At 64.4% G+C, this 18,051-nt stretch carries 16 protein-coding genes and 1 pseudogene; 13 read left to right on the forward strand and 4 right to left on the reverse strand.

What is annotated here, in order from left to right:
- Positions 1 to 61 precede the first annotated feature (61 nt).
- The 8 genes and pseudogenes from NLY42_RS27480 (at position 62) to NLY42_RS27515 (ending at position 8,566) form a co-directional block, all read left to right on the forward strand.
- Positions 62 to 1,039 (forward strand): small ribosomal subunit Rsm22 family protein, encoded by a 978-nt coding sequence (locus tag NLY42_RS27480; protein ID WP_023715067.1) that lies wholly within the window; start codon positions 62 to 64, stop codon positions 1,037 to 1,039.
- A 222-nt stretch (positions 1,040 to 1,261) separates the two neighbouring features.
- A complete protein-coding gene (locus NLY42_RS27485) occupies positions 1,262 to 2,755 on the forward strand; it encodes a replicative DNA helicase (RefSeq protein ID WP_023672717.1) in 1,494 nt (497 codons plus the stop codon).
- Between the two features lie 230 nt (positions 2,756 to 2,985).
- Entirely contained in the window at positions 2,986 to 4,389 is a 1,404-nt protein-coding gene (gene radA / locus NLY42_RS27490) for a DNA repair protein RadA (protein ID WP_023754733.1), read from the forward strand.
- Positions 4,390 to 4,437: 48 nt separating this feature from the next.
- Entirely contained in the window at positions 4,438 to 5,124 is a 687-nt protein-coding gene (locus tag NLY42_RS27495) for a CvpA family protein (RefSeq protein WP_023731145.1), read from the forward strand.
- A 108-nt stretch (positions 5,125 to 5,232) separates the two neighbouring features.
- Positions 5,233 to 6,714 (forward strand): amidophosphoribosyltransferase, encoded by a 1,482-nt coding sequence (purF, locus tag NLY42_RS27500; protein WP_023672714.1) that lies wholly within the window; start codon positions 5,233 to 5,235, stop codon positions 6,712 to 6,714.
- A gap of 30 nt (positions 6,715 to 6,744) precedes the next feature.
- Entirely contained in the window at positions 6,745 to 7,500 is a 756-nt protein-coding gene (locus NLY42_RS27505; protein ID WP_023754734.1) for an SDR family NAD(P)-dependent oxidoreductase, read from the forward strand.
- A gap of 77 nt (positions 7,501 to 7,577) precedes the next feature.
- Positions 7,578 to 8,208, forward strand: a pseudogene (locus NLY42_RS27510) (hypothetical protein).
- Between the two features lie 136 nt (positions 8,209 to 8,344).
- Positions 8,345 to 8,566, forward strand: coding sequence for a hypothetical protein (locus NLY42_RS27515; protein WP_023689120.1), 222 nt, complete (start codon positions 8,345 to 8,347; stop codon positions 8,564 to 8,566).
- Positions 8,567 to 8,719: 153 nt separating this feature from the next.
- Here NLY42_RS27515 and NLY42_RS27520 read toward each other — a convergent pair whose 3' ends face one another.
- Complete coding sequence (locus tag NLY42_RS27520) at positions 8,720 to 9,226, reverse strand: OsmC family protein (RefSeq protein WP_023754735.1); 507 nt, start codon at positions 9,224 to 9,226, stop codon at positions 8,720 to 8,722.
- A 282-nt stretch (positions 9,227 to 9,508) separates the two neighbouring features.
- On the opposite strand from NLY42_RS27520, the gene NLY42_RS27525 reads away from it, so the two are divergent.
- From NLY42_RS27525 to NLY42_RS27535, 3 genes are all read left to right on the forward strand, one after another.
- Positions 9,509 to 11,014 (forward strand): S10 family peptidase, encoded by a 1,506-nt coding sequence (locus tag NLY42_RS27525; protein WP_023754736.1) that lies wholly within the window; start codon positions 9,509 to 9,511, stop codon positions 11,012 to 11,014.
- A gap of 149 nt (positions 11,015 to 11,163) precedes the next feature.
- Positions 11,164 to 12,051, forward strand: a complete 888-nt coding sequence (locus NLY42_RS27530; RefSeq protein WP_023685677.1) for a DMT family transporter — start codon at positions 11,164 to 11,166, stop codon at positions 12,049 to 12,051.
- A gap of 52 nt (positions 12,052 to 12,103) precedes the next feature.
- On the forward strand, positions 12,104 to 13,012 hold the full coding sequence (locus NLY42_RS27535; RefSeq protein ID WP_023705367.1) for a DMT family transporter: 909 nt from the start codon (positions 12,104 to 12,106) through the stop codon (positions 13,010 to 13,012).
- Between the two features lie 134 nt (positions 13,013 to 13,146).
- Here the strand turns inward: NLY42_RS27535 and NLY42_RS27540 are convergent, their stop codons facing one another.
- Positions 13,147 to 14,010: a LysR substrate-binding domain-containing protein gene (locus tag NLY42_RS27540; RefSeq protein ID WP_023693978.1), complete on the reverse strand. Its 864-nt coding sequence runs from the start codon at positions 14,008 to 14,010 to the stop codon at positions 13,147 to 13,149.
- A gap of 112 nt (positions 14,011 to 14,122) precedes the next feature.
- On the opposite strand from NLY42_RS27540, the gene NLY42_RS27545 reads away from it, so the two are divergent.
- Positions 14,123 to 14,533, forward strand: a complete 411-nt coding sequence (locus NLY42_RS27545) for a tautomerase family protein (RefSeq protein WP_023693979.1) — start codon at positions 14,123 to 14,125, stop codon at positions 14,531 to 14,533.
- 3 nt (positions 14,534 to 14,536) lie between these two features.
- On the opposite strand, the gene NLY42_RS27550 is transcribed toward NLY42_RS27545, so the two are convergent.
- Complete coding sequence (locus NLY42_RS27550; protein WP_023689127.1) at positions 14,537 to 15,043, reverse strand: RES family NAD+ phosphorylase; 507 nt, start codon at positions 15,041 to 15,043, stop codon at positions 14,537 to 14,539.
- Positions 15,040 to 15,528: an Xre family toxin-antitoxin system antitoxin gene (locus NLY42_RS27555; protein WP_023695606.1), complete on the reverse strand. Its 489-nt coding sequence runs from the start codon at positions 15,526 to 15,528 to the stop codon at positions 15,040 to 15,042. Before NLY42_RS27555 ends, NLY42_RS27550 begins: the two co-directional genes overlap by 4 nt.
- 199 nt (positions 15,529 to 15,727) lie before the next feature.
- Here NLY42_RS27555 and NLY42_RS27560 point away from each other — a divergent pair, with 199 nt between their 5' ends.
- Positions 15,728 to 17,950 (forward strand): AMP-binding protein, encoded by a 2,223-nt coding sequence (locus NLY42_RS27560; RefSeq protein WP_023754737.1) that lies wholly within the window; start codon positions 15,728 to 15,730, stop codon positions 17,948 to 17,950.
- The last annotated feature ends 101 nt before the right edge of the window (positions 17,951 to 18,051 follow it).

Raw genomic sequence — 18,051 nt, forward strand, 5'->3', positions numbered from 1 at the left:
TCGCCACCACCCTTGTCGAGTTCGCCGGCGCCTCGGTGCTCTCGCCACGCGGAGCCTGAGCGTGGAACTCCCCGCTTCGCTGCGACAAGGCGTCGAGCGCCTGCTCGAAACGACACCGCTGGCGGTGCTGCGCCAGGCGGCGAAGACGCTGTCTGACCGCTACCGCGCCGAATTGCGCGACGGCCGCCCGCACATGGCCGAAGAGATGGCGGTAAAAGCCTATCTGGCGACGCGGCTGCCGGCGACCTACGCGGCGGTACGGGCCGGTCTCGACGAACTCGCCTATGCGCGGCCCGATTTCCAGCCAACGAGCTTGCTCGATGTCGGCGCCGGTCCTGGCACGGTGCTTTGGGCCACTACAGATCTGTGGCCCGACCTCGAAGAGGCGGTTCTGGTTGAAGCAAGCGCCGCGGTGCGCAAGGTTGGCCAGTCGCTCGCCCTTGATACCATCGCCACCAGGATGGACTGGCGGGCCGGCGACGTGACCATCGACCTTGCCGATCTCAAGCCTGCCGATCTGGTCACCTGCGCCTATGTGCTGGACGAGATCGCGCCGGCATCGCTGCCGAAGCTTGTCGGCCGGCTCTGGCAGTTGACCGGCGACACACTGCTGATCGTCGAGCCCGGCACACCGGCCGGCTGGCAGCGCATCCTGGCAGTGCGCAGGCAATTGCTGGAGGCCGGGGCGCATGTGCTGGCGCCTTGTCCGCATGAGGCGCCCTGCCCGCTTGAGCCCCCCGACTGGTGTCATTTTTCGCGCCGCGTCGCCCGCTCGCGCCTGCATCGCCTGGCCAAGGACGCCGACGTGCCGTGGGAGGACGAGAAATTCATCTACGTCGCGGCTTCGCGGCAACCCGCGCCTGCACGTCAGCCGCGCGTGATTGCGCCGCCGAAATCGGGCTCCGGCAAGGTGCTGCTCAAACTGTGCCAGCCGGATGGCGGCGCCGGCGAGACACTTTTCACCAAGCGCGAGGGCGAGTTGTTCAAGGCAGCGCGGCGGCTGGACTGGGGCGATACATTGGACGGAAGAAGCGGATAATCACCGAGATTGTTCTTGCTCTGTTCCAACGACTCGGATAAAAGTCAGCGCCTTTCTGAGTCAACCGGAATCGGGGCGCGGAAACACTCTTCTGTGGACGGTTTGCCGCCCCTGTGAACAAACGGGGCATCAAGGTTGATTGGTCGTGCGGTGATGCAGAAAGGTCAGCACCGATTTATCTCGTTCTGATATCGAGAAGCCGGGATCAAAATCGGGGACATCATGGCAGAGGCAGCGCGAAAATTCGGCGTGGCGGAGCAGCAACCGCTTTATCGTGAAGCGCCGAACAACATCGAGGCCGAACAGGCGCTGCTCGGCGCCATCCTCGTCAACAACGATGCCTTCTACCGCGTCTCCGACTTCCTCAAGGCCGGCCATTTCTACGAGCCGCTGCACCGGAAAATCTTCGAGGTCGCGGCCGAGCTCATCCGCATGGGCAAGGTGGCGACGCCGATCACGCTGAAAACCTTCCTGCCGGCCGACGAGAAGGTCGGCGACATGACGGTGGCGCAATATGTGGTTCGTCTGGCGGTCGAAGCCGTCACCGTCGTCAACGCCACAGACTATGGCCGCGCCATCTACGATCTGGCCACGCGCCGGGCACTGATCACCGTCGGCGAGGACATGGTCAACATCGCCTATGACGCGCCGGTCGACATGGCGCCGTCCGAACAGATCGAGGATGCCGAGCGGCGGCTGTTCGAACTGGCCGAAACCGGCCGCTACGACGGCGGCTTCGAGAGCTTCACCGACGCGGTCAAGACCGCCGTCGACATGGCCAACGCCGCCTATATGCGCGACGGCCATTTGTCGGGCCTCGCCACCGGCATGCGCGATCTCGACCGCCGCATGGGTGGCCTGCAGGCGTCGGATCTGATCATCATTGCCGGCCGTCCGGGCATGGGCAAGACATCGCTAGCCACCAACATCGCCTTCAACATCGCCGAGATGTATGAGCCGGCGCAACAGGCCGACGGCTCGTTCAAGGCAGCCAATGGCGGCGTCGTCGGCTTCTTCTCACTGGAAATGTCGTCCGAGCAGCTCGCCACCCGCATCATTTCCGAACAGACGGAAATTTCGTCGTCAAAAATCCGCCGCGGCGAGATTTCAGAGATGGATTTCGAAAAGCTGGTCGCCTGCTCGCAGACCATGCAGAAGATCCCGCTGTTCATCGACCAGACCGGCGGTATCTCGATCGCGCAGCTGTCGGCGCGGGCGCGGCGGCTGAAGCGTCAGCGCGGCCTCGACCTCATCGTCATCGACTATATCCAGCTGATGCAGGGGTCGAGCGCGAAATCGTCGCAGAACCGGGTGCAGGAAATCACCGAGATCACCACCGGCCTCAAGGCGCTGGCCAAGGAACTCTCCGTTCCGATCATCGCGCTGTCGCAGCTGTCGCGTCAGGTCGAAAGCCGCGAAGACAAACGCCCCCAGCTGTCCGATCTTCGCGAATCCGGCTCGATCGAGCAGGACGCCGACGTGGTGATGTTCGTCTACCGCGAGGAATATTATCTGAAGAACCGCGAACCGAAGCCCGGCACCGACGAATACATCAAGTGGGAACACGAGATGAACGAGATGCGCGGCAAGGCCGAAGTCATCGTCGCCAAGCAGCGCCACGGCCCGACAGGTTCGGTGAGCCTCGCCTTCCATGGCGAGTTCACACGGTTTTCCGACCTCGCCGAAGAGCATCATATTGCGGAGAGGTTCGAGTAGCTTTTTGGCCTACCGCAGCGCTCCGTCACACCCCCCTCTGGCCTGCCGGCCATCTCCCCCGCAAGGGGGGAGATCAGCAGCTTTGCGGATGGCGCTCATCTTGCGACGTTGGCGATTGGCGAAAGCAGCGACGATAGCCAATCTCCCCCCTTGCGGGGGAGATGTCCGGCAGGACAGAGAGGGGTGTGCAGGATCACCCTCCTTCGGTCATTTGCAGGCAGCATCACTCCATGGCTAAATCGCGCGTCCAGTTCATCTGCCAGAATTGCGGGTCGGTGCATCAGCGCTGGGCCGGTAAATGCGATGCCTGCGGCGAGTGGAACACACTCGTCGAGGAAGGCACGTCCGGCGGCATCGGCTCGGGACCGGCCAACACGCGAAATGCGCGCAAGGGCCGCGCCGTGGTGCTGACCAGCCTGTCCGGTGACATCGAGGATGCGCCGCGGATCATCTCCGGCATTGGCGAACTCGACCGCGCCACCGGCGGCGGTTTCGTGCGCGGCTCGGCGCTGCTGGTCGGCGGCGATCCCGGCATCGGCAAGTCGACGCTGCTTACCCAGGCCGCAGCAGCATTGGCGTCAAAAGGCCACCGCATCGTCTATGTCTCGGGCGAAGAGGCTGTCGCGCAGATCCGGCTGCGGGCGCACCGGCTTGGCGTCGCCGACACGCCGGTCGAACTTGCCGCCGAGACCAATGTCGAGGATATCCTGGCAACAATAGCCGATGGCAGAAGGCCGGACCTCGTCATCCTCGATTCCATCCAGACGCTGTGGACCGACATGGCCGACTCGGCGCCCGGCACCGTCACCCAGGTGCGCGCCTCGGCGCAAGCGATGATCCGCTACGCCAAATCCACCGGTGCTGCCATCGTGCTGGTCGGCCATGTCACCAAGGAAGGCCAGATCGCCGGTCCGCGCGTCGTCGAGCACATGGTCGACGCCGTTCTCTATTTCGAAGGCGAAGGCGGCCATCACTACCGCATCCTGCGCACGGTGAAGAACCGTTTTGGGCCGACCGACGAGATCGGCGTCTTCGAGATGTCGGACAAGGGCTTGCGCGAGGTCGCCAATCCGTCGGAGCTGTTCCTCGGCGAACGCCACGCAAAATCGCCGGGTGCCGCGGTATTTGCCGGCATGGAAGGCACACGTCCGGTGCTGGTCGAGATCCAGGCGCTGGTGGCGCCGTCCACATTGGGCACGCCGCGCCGTGCCGTCGTCGGCTGGGACGGCGCACGGCTGTCGATGATCCTTGCCGTGCTCGAAGCCCATTGCGGCGTGCGCTTCGGCACCCACGATGTCTACCTCAACGTCGCCGGCGGCTACCGGATTTCCGAGCCGGCGGCCGATCTGGCGGTTGCCGCTGCACTGGTTTCGTCGCTCACCGGTCTTGCCCTTCCCGCCGATTGCGTCTATTTCGGCGAAATCAGCCTGTCGGGCGCAGTGAGGCCGGTTGCGCATGCGCAGCAGCGCCTTAAAGAGGCCGAAAAGCTGGGTTTTGGAAGTGCGGTTCTGCCCTTGGGCAGCGAGGAGGTTGTCGGGGGGATCGGGGCCGGCGCTTTCCAGCCGACCGAACTTGCCGATCTCGTCGCACGCATAGCCGGCTCACGGCGCAGCCGTGTCGACGTGGAAGATTGACGCGGCTCGCCCGAGCCGTGAAAAGACAATCTGAGTGGGGCGAAAGACATGCCGATTACGCTGCTGGACGGAATTCTCGTCGGCTTCACCCTGGTCTCGGCGATGCTCGCCATGGTTCGCGGCCTGTCACGCGAAATCCTGTCCGTCGTGTCCTGGGCGGCTGCCGCCGCGGCGGCATTCTTCTTCTACAAGCCGGTGCTGCCTTACGTTCAGCCCTATGTCGAAAGCGACAAGATCGCCATGGCGGCATCCGCCGGCATCGTCTTCCTCATCGCGCTTATCGTCGTTTCCGTCATCACCATGAAGCTAGCCGACTGGATCATCGATTCCAGGATCGGCGCGCTCGACCGTACGCTGGGCTTCCTCTATGGCGCCGCGCGCGGCGTCCTCGTCGTCGCCGTGGCGCTGCTGTTCTTCAACTGGCTGGCCGGCGCCAAGGCGCCTGCCTGGATCGCCAACGCCAAGTCGAAGCCGCTGCTCGAGACCATCGGCGCCAAGCTGGAAAGCCTGCTGCCCGAAGATCCGGAAAACGCCATCCTGAAGAAGCTCAATCCGAATCAGCCGGCAGCCGAGACGCCTCCGGCGGCAGATGCACCGGCGGCGGATGCTCCGGCAACCGGTGACGATACTCCGGCAACCGGTGACGATACTCCCGCGCCCGACGACGAGACCGACGCTCCAGCCGATAACGCACCCGCGCCCGCTGCTCCGGCTCCGGCCGCGCCGGCAAACTGATACGGACGGATGGTGCCGGACAGGCGCCATCCCGGCAGTTCCGGCCTGACTACGTTGCTTTCGCGGTGCTATCGCACTATATGGCCATTTTAGCGGAGCTTGAGCCCCATGGCAGTTTCGAAGGCAGACGCGGACGACGTCCTTTCCGCCGAAGCAGACGATCATTTCCACGATGAATGCGGGGTGTTCGGCATTTTCGGCCGGCAGGACGCTGCGGCCATCGTCACACTAGGCCTGCATGCGCTGCAGCATCGCGGCCAGGAAGCGGCCGGCATCGTCTCCTATGACGGCACGCAGTTCCATGTCGAACGCCATGTCGGCCTGATCGGCGACACCTTCACCAAGCAGCACGTCATCGACAGCCTGCAAGGCAACCGTGCCATCGGCCACACGCGCTATGCCACGACGGGCGGCGCCGGCATGCGCAACATCCAGCCCTTCTTCGCCGAACTCGCCGATGGCGGCTTTGCCGTCGCCCATAACGGCAATCTCACCAACGCCATGACCGTGCAGCGCGCGCTGCAGAAACAGGGCGCGATCTTCTCGTCGACCTCCGACACCGAGACGCTGCTGCATCTCGTTGCCACCAGCAAGGAACGCGATTTGAATTCGCGCTTCATCGACGCCGTGCGTCAGGTTGAAGGCGCTTTCTCGCTGGTTGCGATGACCTCCAAGAAGATGATCGGCTGCCGCGATCCGCTCGGCATCCGCCCGCTGGTGCTCGGCGACCTCGACGGCGCCTGGATCCTGGCCTCCGAAACCTGCGCGCTCGACATTATCGGCGCCCGCTTCGTGCGCGACCTGAAGCCCGGCGAAATGGTCGTGGTGACCTCGAAGGGCATCGAGAGCCTGTTCCCCTTCGAGCCGCAGAAGACCCGCTTCTGCATCTTCGAATATGTCTATTTTGCCCGCCCGGACTCCTCGGTCGAAGGCCGCAATGTCTACGAAGTGCGCAAGCGTATCGGCGCCGAATTGGCGCAGGAAAGCCCGGTCGAGGCCGATATCGTCGTGCCGGTGCCGGATTCCGGCACGCCGGCGGCAATCGGCTTCTCCCAGGCGGCAGGCATCCCCTTCGAACTCGGTATCATCCGCAACCACTATGTCGGCCGAACCTTCATCCAGCCCGGCGATTCGATCCGCCATATGGGCGTCAAGCTCAAGCACAACGCCAACCGCCGGATGATCGAGGGCAAGCGCGTGGTGTTGGTCGACGATTCGATCGTGCGCGGCACCACCAGCCAGAAAATCGTGCAGATGGTGCGCGACGCCGGCGCCAAGGAAGTGCATATGCGCATCGCCTCGCCGCCGACCAGCGCGTCGTGCTTCTACGGCGTCGACACGCCGGAGAAGTCGAAGCTTTTGGCATCGCGCATGTCGATCGAGGAAATGGCCGAGTTCATCCGTGTCGATTCGCTCGGCTTCCTCACCATTGACGGGCTCTACCGCGCCGTCGGCGAAGCCAGCCGCGACAATGAGCAGCCGCAATTCTGCGACGCCTGTTTCACCGGCCAGTACCCGACCCGCCTGCTCGACTTCGAAGGCCACGACAATGTGCGCACGCTGTCGCTGCTGGCGAACAACGGGGCGTAAAGCCCAACTGCTATCCTTGAAAGCGCTCGCATGACCCTCGACCTCTCCGGCCGCGTCGCGGTCGTTACCGGCGCCTCGCGCGGCATCGGCTACTTCATCGCCAAGGAACTTGCCGCCGCTGGCGCCCATGTCATTGCGGTTGCCCGGACCGTCGGCGGGCTGGAAGAACTCGATGACCAGATCAAGGCCGAACGCGCGAAAACCGGCAAGGGCGAAGCGACGCTGGTGCCTCTCGACCTCTCAGACATGGCCGGCATCGACCGGTTGGGCGGGGCCATTCACGAGCGTTGGGGCAAGCTCGACATTCTGGTGGCCAATGCCGGCGTGCTCGGCGTCATCTCGCCGATCGGCCATGTCGAGGCCAAAACCTTCGAGAAGGTAATGACCATCAATGTCACCTCGACCTGGCGGCTGATCCGCTCGGTCGACCCGCTGCTCAGGCTGTCCGACGCCGGCCGCGCCATTCTCATGTCCTCCAGCTCCGCGCATTCGGCGCGCGCCTTCTGGGCGCCCTATGCGGCGTCGAAGGCGGCGGTGGAAGCCATGACGCGTTCCTGGGCGCATGAGACGCAGAGCCTGCCGCTCCGCGTCAATGCCGTCGACCCCGGCGCCACCCGCACCGCCATGCGTGCGCAGGCCGCGCCCGGCGAGGATCCGGAAACGCTGCCGCACCCCTCAGAGGTGGCAAAACGCATCGTGCCGCTGGCGAGCCCCGAGATGAAAGAGACGGGGCTGATCTTCCAGGTCAAGAACAACCGCTTCGTCGCCTACCGGCAGCCGGAATAAACCGGGTTGTAGCGGGATTAAACAGGCCTCCAGTTAGGTTTCTTCGAATGTAGGACATTCGAAACCGGAGGACCGACATGCGTAGACTTCTTCTCGTTGCCGCCGCCGCGATTGCCGCCACAGCCGGGGTGGCGCTGGGGCAAGACGCCAAGATGAGTTTCTTCGTCACCAGCGTCGGTTCCGGCAAGGGCGCCGATCTCGGCGGTCTCGAGGGCGCCGACGCGCATTGCGCCTCGCTGGCGGAAGCGGCTGGGGTTACCGGCAAGGAATGGCACGCCTATCTCTCGAGCGCCAATGTCGATGCGCGCGACCGCATCGGCAAGGGTCCCTGGGTCAACGCCAAGGGTGAGAAAGATTGCCCATGACGTCGCCTCGCTGCACAGCGACGCCAACGCCATCACCAAGCAGACGGCGCTCAACGAAAAGGGCGAGGTGGTCAACGGCCGCGGCGACAAGCCGAACCGGCACGACATATTGACCGGCTCGAAGCCTGACGGCACCAAGCTCGCCGACCAGACCTGCGGCGACTGGACCTTGAGCGGCGCGGAGGGCGCGGCGATGATGGGCCATCACGACCGCACCGGCCTTGATGAGTCGGCCGCGGCGAAATCCTGGAACTCCTCGCATGCCTCGCGCGGCGGCTGCAGCCAGGAGGCGCTGAAAGGCACCGGCGGCGACGGCCTGTTCTACTGCTTTGCGACGAACTGAGAGACGTCTGGGGAGCGGTTCGTTCACGGGTCTGTGATGATCCGGCAGGTCCCTCCCCCCTCGCCCTGCTTTCGCCATCAGCCGGGAGTTGCTAGGGTCGACCCGACTCCGACACCCAGCAAAGCGAGGAATTCCCATGGCTGCTCCCAGCGTAGCATTGGTCTGGTACCTGGTGATCGCCGGCCCGCAAGGCGGCATGGTGGTGCTGCCCAGCACCTTCGACACCCGCGAACAGTGCACAAACGCGATTACCGAATATCAGAAGCAGCCGACGCCGGCCGGCTGGGCGGTCAACTGCGTGCCGAGCGCCTCGCCTTTCACCGATGAGGGTGATGCGGAAGAGCCTGCTGCGCAGTAGCGCAATCTCCCCCCTCGAGGGGGAGATGGCCGGCAGGCCAGAGGGGGTCGCCTCGCGTAGAGTGCCAACCTCCTTCCGCACAAAGGGCGTCGCGTCCAGTCGGCCCGACCCCCTCTGTCGCCTTCGGCGACATCTCCCCCTCAAGGGGGGAGATCAGGCGCGCGCACTCACCGTCAGCTCCGGCTTGCTGTTGATGGTCTGGAAGACCACGCAATAGCGTTCCGTCAGCTTGATCAGCGCGTCGATGCGATCCTGCGGCTCATCCGTGTCGAGGTTGAAATTCAACCGGATGGCGCGAAAGCCCACGGGGGCGTCCTTGGCCACGCCCAGCGTGCCGCGAAAGTCGAGATCGCCTTCGGCCTCGACGGTGGCTGCGCCGAGTTTGAACTCTAGTGCGGTGGCCACCGCCTTCAGCGTCACCCCGGCGCACGCCACCAGCGCCTCGAGCAGCATGTCGCCCGAACACAATTCGAGCCCGGAACCGCCGGTCGCCGGATGCAGGCCGGCGACCGCCAGCGCCCTGCCCGTCTCGACCTTGCAGGCAATCGACTGGTCGTCGATGGAGCCTTTGGCGCGAAGCGTGATCAGCGCTCGCGAGGAATCGTCGCGATAAGCCTCCTTGATCGGTGCCTGCATGGCCTTGAGTGCGGTGGCGTCCATGTTGCATTCCTTTCGAGTCCTTCGCGCTTTGATAGCACTGATATGTCGGCGGGACAGTCCTGCCGGACATTTCCCCACACACGGGGGGAGATTGGCAGCTTCGTCGATAGCGCTTTCTACGCCGGCGATTAGCGAAGGCGGCCGCGACATCCAATCTCCCTCCTTGTGGGGGAGATGTCCGGCAGGACAGAGGGGGGCGTGAAGGAACGCTACCTCGCGAAGAGTTACTTTGACTTCGACCGCCCAGACCATACCTATGCGGGAGCCATTCCCGGAGGTGTCATGCGTGCCAAGCTGAAGCTCATTCCCGCAATTCTCCTGATGCTTGGCACACTGATAGGGTCAGCCCTCGCCGAAACGCCCGAGCGCCCCGCCCCGGCAGGCGGCGTGCTGTCGCTGCTGCCGGCACCGCAGACGACCAGCCATTCAATCACCATTGCCGGGCGCAAGCTGGACTATCAGGCAAAGGCCGGCACGCTGTCGCTGCTATCCGGCAAGGGCGAGGTCACCGCGGAAATCTTCTATGTCGCCTACACGCTGCCGCCACTGGCGGGCGCGGAGAAGGCTCGCCCCATCACCTTCGTCTTCAATGGCGGCCCGGGCGCGGCATCCGCCTATCTGCATCTCGGCGCACTCGGCCCGCGTGTCGTCGCGACCGGAGCGGATGGCCAATTCCTGCCGCCGCCGCAAAAGCTCACCGACAATCCCGACAGTTGGCTCGACATGACCGACCTCGTCTTCGTCGATCCGGTCGGCACCGGCTACAGCCGCGAGGCCCCCGGCCAGGACACGAAAGATTTTTGGGGCGTCAGCCAGGACGCCAGTTCGATCGGCGCTTTCATCCGGCTCTATCTCGCCCAGAACGGCCGCACCGGATCGCCGCTCTTCCTCGCCGGCGAAAGCTATGGCGGGTTCCGCGCGGCACTTCTCGCCAGGACCCTGCAGGAAGATGTCGGCCTGAGCCCCAACGGCATCGTGCTGATCTCGCCTGCACTGGAGTTCACGCTGGTGCTGCCCGACGAATTCCAGCCACTGCATTGGGCGCTGGAACTGCCCTCGCTGGCGGCGGTGCGCCTGCGCAGCGAAGGCCTCAGCGGCGAAGCACTGCGCGAAAAGCTCGCCGAGGTCGAAAAGTATGCGCTGGGCGACTACCTCACGGCTCTGACCGGCGGGCTGGAACAGGGCGGGCGGCTGGCCAGCCAGCGCGTGGCCGAGATCACCGGCCTGCCGCTCGACCTCGTGCAGCGCAATTTCGCCCGCATCCCGACCGGCCTGTTCGCGCGCGAATTCCAGCGCGCCAGTGGCAAAGTGCTCAGCCCGTATGACGGCACCATCGCCACCAGCGACATCGCCCCGGAGAGCGCCCGCAGCGCCGGCCCGGATCCGGTGCTCGACCGCAGCGTGCCGGCGCTGACCTCGGCCTTTGTCGGTTATGCGCGCGACGAGCTGAATTTTCGCACCGATGTCAGCTACCGGTTGCTCAATGGCGATGTGACCCACGCCTGGGACTATGGCGGCTCGCGGCAAGGCTATGCCGGGGTGATGGACGATCTGCAGCGGGCGCGCTCGCTCAACCCGGGGCTCGGCGTGGTGATCGTCAACGGTGACACCGATCTGGTCACTCCCTATCTGTCCTCACGCTATCTGGTGAGCCAAATCCCGACGCTCGGCGGGGCAAAACCTATCCGTCTCGACGTCATCGAGGGCGGCCACATGATGTATCTCAGGCCGGGCGGCCGACGCGCCCTGAAGGAGGCCGCTTCACAGCTCTACCAGGCAACACAGTGAACGGCGTGCCCACGCTGTCGGCCAGGCTGCGCCAACGCAAGCTTGCCACTGGCGTAGCGCCCCGCAGGCTTTCGCCCGTATAGCCTGCAATGGGAGCCTGATTGGCGCAGGCTTCTTCTTCGTCCTCTTGACAGCGCCGGACACGCCGCATGGCCGATATTGCCATTCTGGAAACCCGCGAAAGGGTGCTTGCCGGCATCCTGTTCACCGGCTGCGCCTATTTCCTGTTTTCGACGCAGGACGCCGCGATCAAGCTTCTGGTCGTCGGCATCAGCGTCTGGCAGATCATGTTCTTCCGCTCGATCGCTGTGCTTATCGGCTGTGCTGCAATCGGCGGACCGCCCATCTTTGCCGACACAATGCGCTCGCCCATCGTGCGGCCGATGCTGGTGCGCAGCGCCTTCACGCTCGGCGCCTGGCTCTGCTACTACAACGCGGCCCGCTCCCTGCAGCTGGCCGAACTCACCACCATCTATTACGCCGCCCCGATCATCGTCACCGTGCTGTCGGTGGTGATGCTTGGCGAAAAGGTGCCGCTGTTGCGCTGGCTGGCGGTGTTCATCGGCTTCGTCGGCGTCTTCATCGCCTGTGATCCCACTCGTCTCGGCTTGTCCGTGCCGATGCTCTTGGTACTGGCTGCGGCAGTGCTGTGGGGCATTGCCGTGGTGCTGTTGCGCAAGACGGCGCTGGCCGAGCGCACGCTGATCCAGCTTGTGCTCAACAATTTCTACTTCCTGGTGTTTTCCGCGGTGCCGGCGCTGTTGGTCTGGCAGATGCCGGACTGGCGCCAGTTGCTGCTTTTGATCAGCGTCGGCGCGCTCGGCGGCGTGGCGCAATTTATGCTGTTCGAAGGCATGAAGCGGGCGCCGGTGTCGATCGTGGCGCCGTTCGAATACACCTCATTGGTCTGGGCCTTCGGGCTCGGCTTTGCGATCTGGGGCGACGTGCCGCGTCGCGAGGTGTTTCTGGGGGCGGCGTTGATCGTCGGCGCCGGCCTGCTGATCATCGGCAACGAGCATTTCCGCAAGCGGCTATGAGTACCCCCGTGCTGACAGCATGGTGGCAGGAGAAGACGGATAGGCTGCTGAGATGACGGAAGCGCTCGACGGCCCAGGCACCACAGATACCGCTGCCGAGCGTACGCTCGGCATCATGCTGGTGGCGGCTTCGGCGGCTTTCTTCGCCCTCACCGGCGTGCTGACCAAATCGATCCACGCCGACCCGCTGACCATCACTTGCTGGCGCGGCTTTGTCGGCGCGATCCTGATCACCTTCTATGTGCTGTGGCGCCGGCGCCGCTCCGGCGGGCGGGAAAGCTTGCGGCTTGGCTGGCGCGGCTGGCTGCTGGCCCTCGAGGGCGCCGCGGCCAGCATCGCCTTCATCTCGGCGTTCAAATTCACCTATGTCGCCAATGTCGCGGTCATCTACGCCACCGCGCCTTTCATCACCGCGCTGCTCGCCTTCGTGCTGGTGCGCGAGCCGTTCCGGGCGCAGACGCTTGCCGCCGCCGCCGTTTCGCTGTGCGGCGTAGTGATCATGGTCGGCTCCGGCTTCGGCAGCGGTCATCTGTTTGGCGATGGGCTCGCGCTGCTGATGACCGCCGGCAGTGCGCTCTACATGATCATGGTGCGCGCCTTCCGCGACACGCCGGTGGTGTGGGCGGGCGCAGTCTCGGCGCTTCTGCTGTTCGTGCTCGGCTGGTTCGTCACCGACCCCCTGGCGATTTCTGCTCGCGACGCCGTGCTGCTCGTCGCCTTCGGAGGATCGTTCGCAGCGGCGTCGATCCTGTGGACAGAAGGCTCGCGGCTGATCCCGGCGCCTGAGTCCGGCCTTCTCGGTGCCGCCGAAGTGCCGTTTGCGATCCTGTTCGCCTTCCTGTTCCTCGGCGAGATCGCGCCGGCCGCCAGCCTGATCGGCGGCGCCATAGTACTCTGCGCGGTTTTCGCCCATGCGGGGCGCGACTGGCTGGCTGCGAGAAAAAGTGCGGCAACCCAATAATTATTTTCCAAGTCATGGAACCATCATGCGGATCAGGCAGTTTTATGTGCGACGGGTCACCCCCCAAGTCCCCCCAAACCCCTCGACCCGTCCTCCTCAAAGCCGACCGTAAAGGTCGGCTTTTTCTTTGGACATCAGCCGGCAAAGCCGGGCAAGGCGAGGTTGTCGCTGAGCAGGATGGCAAGATCGCGCGCCGGCCGCTCAGCGCCCTGGCCGAGTTTTATCGCGAATTGCGCTGTCGGCACCGGCGGCAGGGCGAATTCGCGCGGTGCTTCGGCAATGCCTGAATGGGCAAAGCGGGCGGTGCGCAAGGTCAGCGCGATGCCGGCATTGACCGCCGTACGCAAGCCGGCAAGGCTGGCGCTGCCGGCGGCGATGCGGTAGCGGCGGCCGGCAGCATCGAGGGCCGCGAGTGCTGCTTCGCGAAAGCCGCAATAGGGATCGAGCAGCGCCAGCGGCAATTCCTCTTCCCGCACGGCAAGCCCTTTTTGCGAGCACAGCCACAGCATCGGCTCACTGAACAGCCCGACTTCGTCATTGGCCGGCGTCTTGCGCATGACAACGGCCAGATCGAGCTGCCCGGCCTGCAGCGCCTCGCCAAGCTCGGCCGAACGGCCAACGCGGAGTTCGACCCTGACGCGCGGATGGCTGGTCGCGAAGGCGCGCAGCAGCTCCGGCAGGCCGCTATCGGCGAAATCCTGTGTCGTGCCGATGGCGACGCGACCAGCGGCACGCGCGCCCTTGAGCGCCAGCCAGGCCTCGCTGTGCACGGCAAGAATGCGGCGGGCATGACCGACAAGATCCTCGCCGGCCGGCGTCAGCCCGCGCCCGCGCCCCTGCGCCACCAGCAGCGGTTCGCCGACGATCTCCTCCAGACGCTGCATCTGCGCGGTCACCGCCGAGGGCGAGCGGCCGACAGCAGACGCAGCCTGAGCCAGCGAGCCGCCATCGACAAAGGCAAGGAAGGTTTTGAGCAGATCGGGATCGAGCGCCTGCATAATTCGATAATACAGAACCTTTTGTTCGAAACAATTCGATTTTTTTGATTCCAAGATGATGGCATTGTCTCTCCAACGGCAAACAGACGCCGCTCAAACGAAGGAGAGAAAAATGCCCATCATCAACATCAGCGTCACCGGTAAGCCCGACGCCAAGCTGTCCGCCACAATCGCCAAGGAAATCACCGGCCTGACCGCAACCCATCTGCGCAAGGACCCGACGATCACCGCCGTCGCTGTCACCTATATCGACCCGCAGCACTGGTTCGCCGGCGGCAAGTCGCTGGCAGAGCATGGCGCCAATACTTTCTGGCTCGACATCAAGGTGGTCGACGGCACCAACACCAAGCTGGAGCTGGAAGCCTATCTGAAGGCGATCTTTGAGGCCTTCGGTAAGTTGCTCGGTGGCGTGCATGAGGAGAGCTATGCCTTCGTGCACGAGGTTCCGGCCGCAGCTTATGGCTATGGCGGCAAGAGCCAGGAGTTCCGGTTCATCAGTGGGCGGCTGAAGGCCACGGCCTGATTGCTACCCAGCGGGAGGATGAAGCCTTGTATCAAGCGCGAAATCCTCCCGGAGATGCAAGCTATAAAGGCCTGCCGCCCGGTTGGGATCGAACACCAGGTTCCAGCTGTGCTGGGATACCGCGCTGGGGATCAGAAAGAACGGATGCTTTGCCAGCAGACCATCGCCGAACTGCTGCTGTCCCGCGCCCGGGATGCCGGGACGCAGCCAGTTCGCGTTCGGAATATCGTCGGTTTGGACCACATAAATCTCTGATGGATCGACGATGTCGAATGCCGTCAGCACGTGAGGGACAGTATCCAGCGTGCGAAACCCCTTGTGGACCGCCACCTCCAAGATGGCGGTCGATGGGTCGATGGACGCATATACGGCTCTGATCCCTTTGCTGTTCCACCTTCCCCCAAGCTTGAAGGCTCCTTCGCCACTGTCCCAGCTCGCCTTGAAGCGTCTGTGATCAAGCCTCCAGCCCAACAACTGCCCTGTTCCGAGGGAGCCCGGCAAAGGCGTCACGCGTAGATACCATAGTCGAGCCGCTCAAGAAACTCCTGCACAAGCGCAGTGCCCGCCGCCGTGGCCAGCAGATCGATCGGCCGGCGATTGTCCAAACCCATGGCAGACTCGATCATCCATTTTTCCGCGTCTTCCTGAGTCCCGAGCACGGACGTGGCCTTTGTCAGGAGCTTGGCGAAGTTCCAGGTTCTGGAACCTTGCTCCCGACTGAGGGTCTTGGAGTGATCCGATTTGTGCCGCTGAAATGTCCGCTCGCTCATGCCGAATGCGGTCTCAAACGCATCGGCGGGATCAATGACCATCAGATGCCTGACGAGGCTTTCGAGCGCCTGGCCCGGAATTCCATGCAGGATCATTTCATGTGCCTCAAGAGGACTGGCTACCGAGAATCCAAGAACCTTCCGTCCACCAAACAGGTCGACCATTCGTTCGAACTCCGGCTCCATATGTGGTGCCTCGGCAAAACCCAGCGGGGAACTGGCCATATTACCTCTCCGTCACGTGTCGCTTTATTTACGACACGTGTCGCAACATTTCAAGGCCTGCGTTTGGGTCATTGCCTGGTGAGGTCAGGTGGAACACCGCTCCCTCGCACCCGCGCATTGACCTTGCTCCCCATTGCGCTACCCTCTGCTCTCGAAGCGGACGAAGAGCCGCATACCGGACCGTTGGGAGAGACGCGGCATGATCCTGACACTGGCGCTGCTTGCAGGCCTCGTGCTGGCCTGGCTGCTGATTGGCGCGATCGAGACGTTTCGTCTCGACCTGCGCTTTACCCAGGCGCTACTCTATGTGCCGTTCAAGCTCGCCTACCGGATCGATGACCGGCGCATCCGCATTGCCCGCAACGCGCCGACGCCGGTGATCTATGTGGTCTCGCACCAGTCACGCTTCGAGCCGGCGCTGATGCTGTCGCTGCTGCCCGACGACACGCTGCACATTCTCGACGAGGCCTCGGCGCGCTCGCCCTGGATGGAGCCTTGGCGCGAGCTTGGCCGCACCATCGCCTTCAACGCCGAGCATCTCTTCGTCAGCCGGCGGCTGGTCAGGGTGCTGAAGGGTAAAGGCCGGCTTGCCGTCTATCTGCCCGATGACGTCGAGCCCGATGTGAAGACGTTTCGCCTGTTCCGCGCCGTCACCCGCATCGCTATGCAGGCCGACGCCCGCATCGTGCCGATCTTCGTCACCGGCTCGCGCGACCTGCCGGTTTCCTTGACGCCAAAGAACCGGGCGCCGCGCCACTGGTTCCCAAAACTCTCGATCAGCGTGCTGGAGCCAATGACGATTGCCGAACTGGTGGCGCGCAACCCCGACCAGGCTTCCAACACAAATGCCTTGTTCGACCGCATCGCCGAGGCGCGGCTTTATGGCAGCAACCTCGATCGCGGCCTGTTCCTGGCCATGCGCGATGCCGCCGATCGCACCGGCGCCTCGCATCCGATCATCGAGGATGTGATCAGCGGCTCGCTCAGCTATCGAAAAATGTTCATCGGCGCGCGCGTGCTCGGCCGCCGTTTCGAGGCGGTGGCGGCGCCCGGCGAAGCGGTCGGGGTTTTGCTGCCCAACGCCAATGGCGTGGTGCTGTCCTTCGTCGGCCTGCTCTCGGCCGGCCGGGTAGCGGCGATGACCAACTACACGGCAGGGCCGGCCAGCGTAACCGCCGCGGTGCGCGCGGCAGTCATCCGAACGGTGGTTTCCTCGCGCGCGTTCGTCGAGAAGGCGGCGCTTGCCGACATCATCGCCGCGGTCGAGGCCGGCGGCGCCAAAATGCTGTGGCTGGAGGATGTGCGCGCAAGCGTCACGACGCTGGAAAAGCTCGCAGCAGCGGTGCTGTGGCGGTTCCCGCTGCAGCGGCAGGATGCGGCCAAGCCCGCCGCAATCCTGTTCACCTCAGGCTCGGAAGGCACGCCCAAGGCCGTGGTGCTGTCGCACCGCAATCTCCACGCCAACGCCATGCAGGCCGAGGCGCGCATTACCATTTCGCCGTCCGACATCCTGCTCAACGTGCTGCCGGTTTTTCACTCTTTCGGCCTGACCGGCGGTACCATCCTGCCGCTGGTGACCGGGGTGAAACTGTTCCTCTACCCGTCACCGCTGCACTACAAGATCATCCCGGAGATCGCCCGCAAGGTGAAGCCGACCATCATGTTCGGCACCGACACTTTCCTTGCCAACTATGCCCGCACCGCCAAGGATGGCGATTTCTCCAGCCTGCGCTTCGTCGTCGCCGGCGCGGAAGCGGTGAAGCCGGAGACGCGGCGCGTTTATCGCGAGCGCTTCGATGCCTCGATCATCGAGGGGTTCGGGCTGACGGAGGCCGCTCCCGTCGTCGCCGTCAACACCGCCATCCATGGTCGCGACGGCACGGTCGGACGGCTGTTGCCGGCGATGCGCATGAAGCTCGAACCGGTCGAGGGTATCGAGGGTGCCGGCCGCCTGTGGCTCGACGGGCCGAATTTGATGATGGGCTACATGACCGCTGACCGGCCCGGCGAATTGCAGCCGCTGGACGGCTGGCACGACACCGGCGACATCGTCTCGGTCGACCGCGAAGGCTTCATCACCATTCGCGGCCGGGCAAAACGCTTCGCCAAGATCGCTGGCGAGATGGTGTCGTTGGGCGCCGTCGAGATGCTGGTGCAGTCGCTGTGGCCGGAAGAGCGCCACGCCGCGGTGGCGGTGCCGGACAAGAGGCGCGGCGAGCGCATCGTGCTGGTCACCACCGCCGACGACGCCGATCCGGAAGAACTGCGCGCCTTCGGCAAGAAGGCAGGTGCGGCCGAACTGATGGTGCCCAACGACATCGTCAAGGTCGGGGAGATCCCGGTGCTGGGTTCCGGCAAGACGGATTATGTCTCGACGCGGAACCTGGCGATCGAGAAGCTGGGGCTGGGCCTGGCGGCTTAGCGTATCTCCCTCCTTGAGGGGGAGATGGCCGGCAGGCCAGAGGGGGTCGCCTCGCGTGAAGCGCCGACGTCCTCTTCGCTCAAACGAGGTCGCGTCCGGGG

This window comes from Mesorhizobium sp. C372A, from assembly GCF_030323245.1.
Taxonomy (GTDB): domain Bacteria; phylum Pseudomonadota; class Alphaproteobacteria; order Rhizobiales; family Rhizobiaceae; genus Mesorhizobium.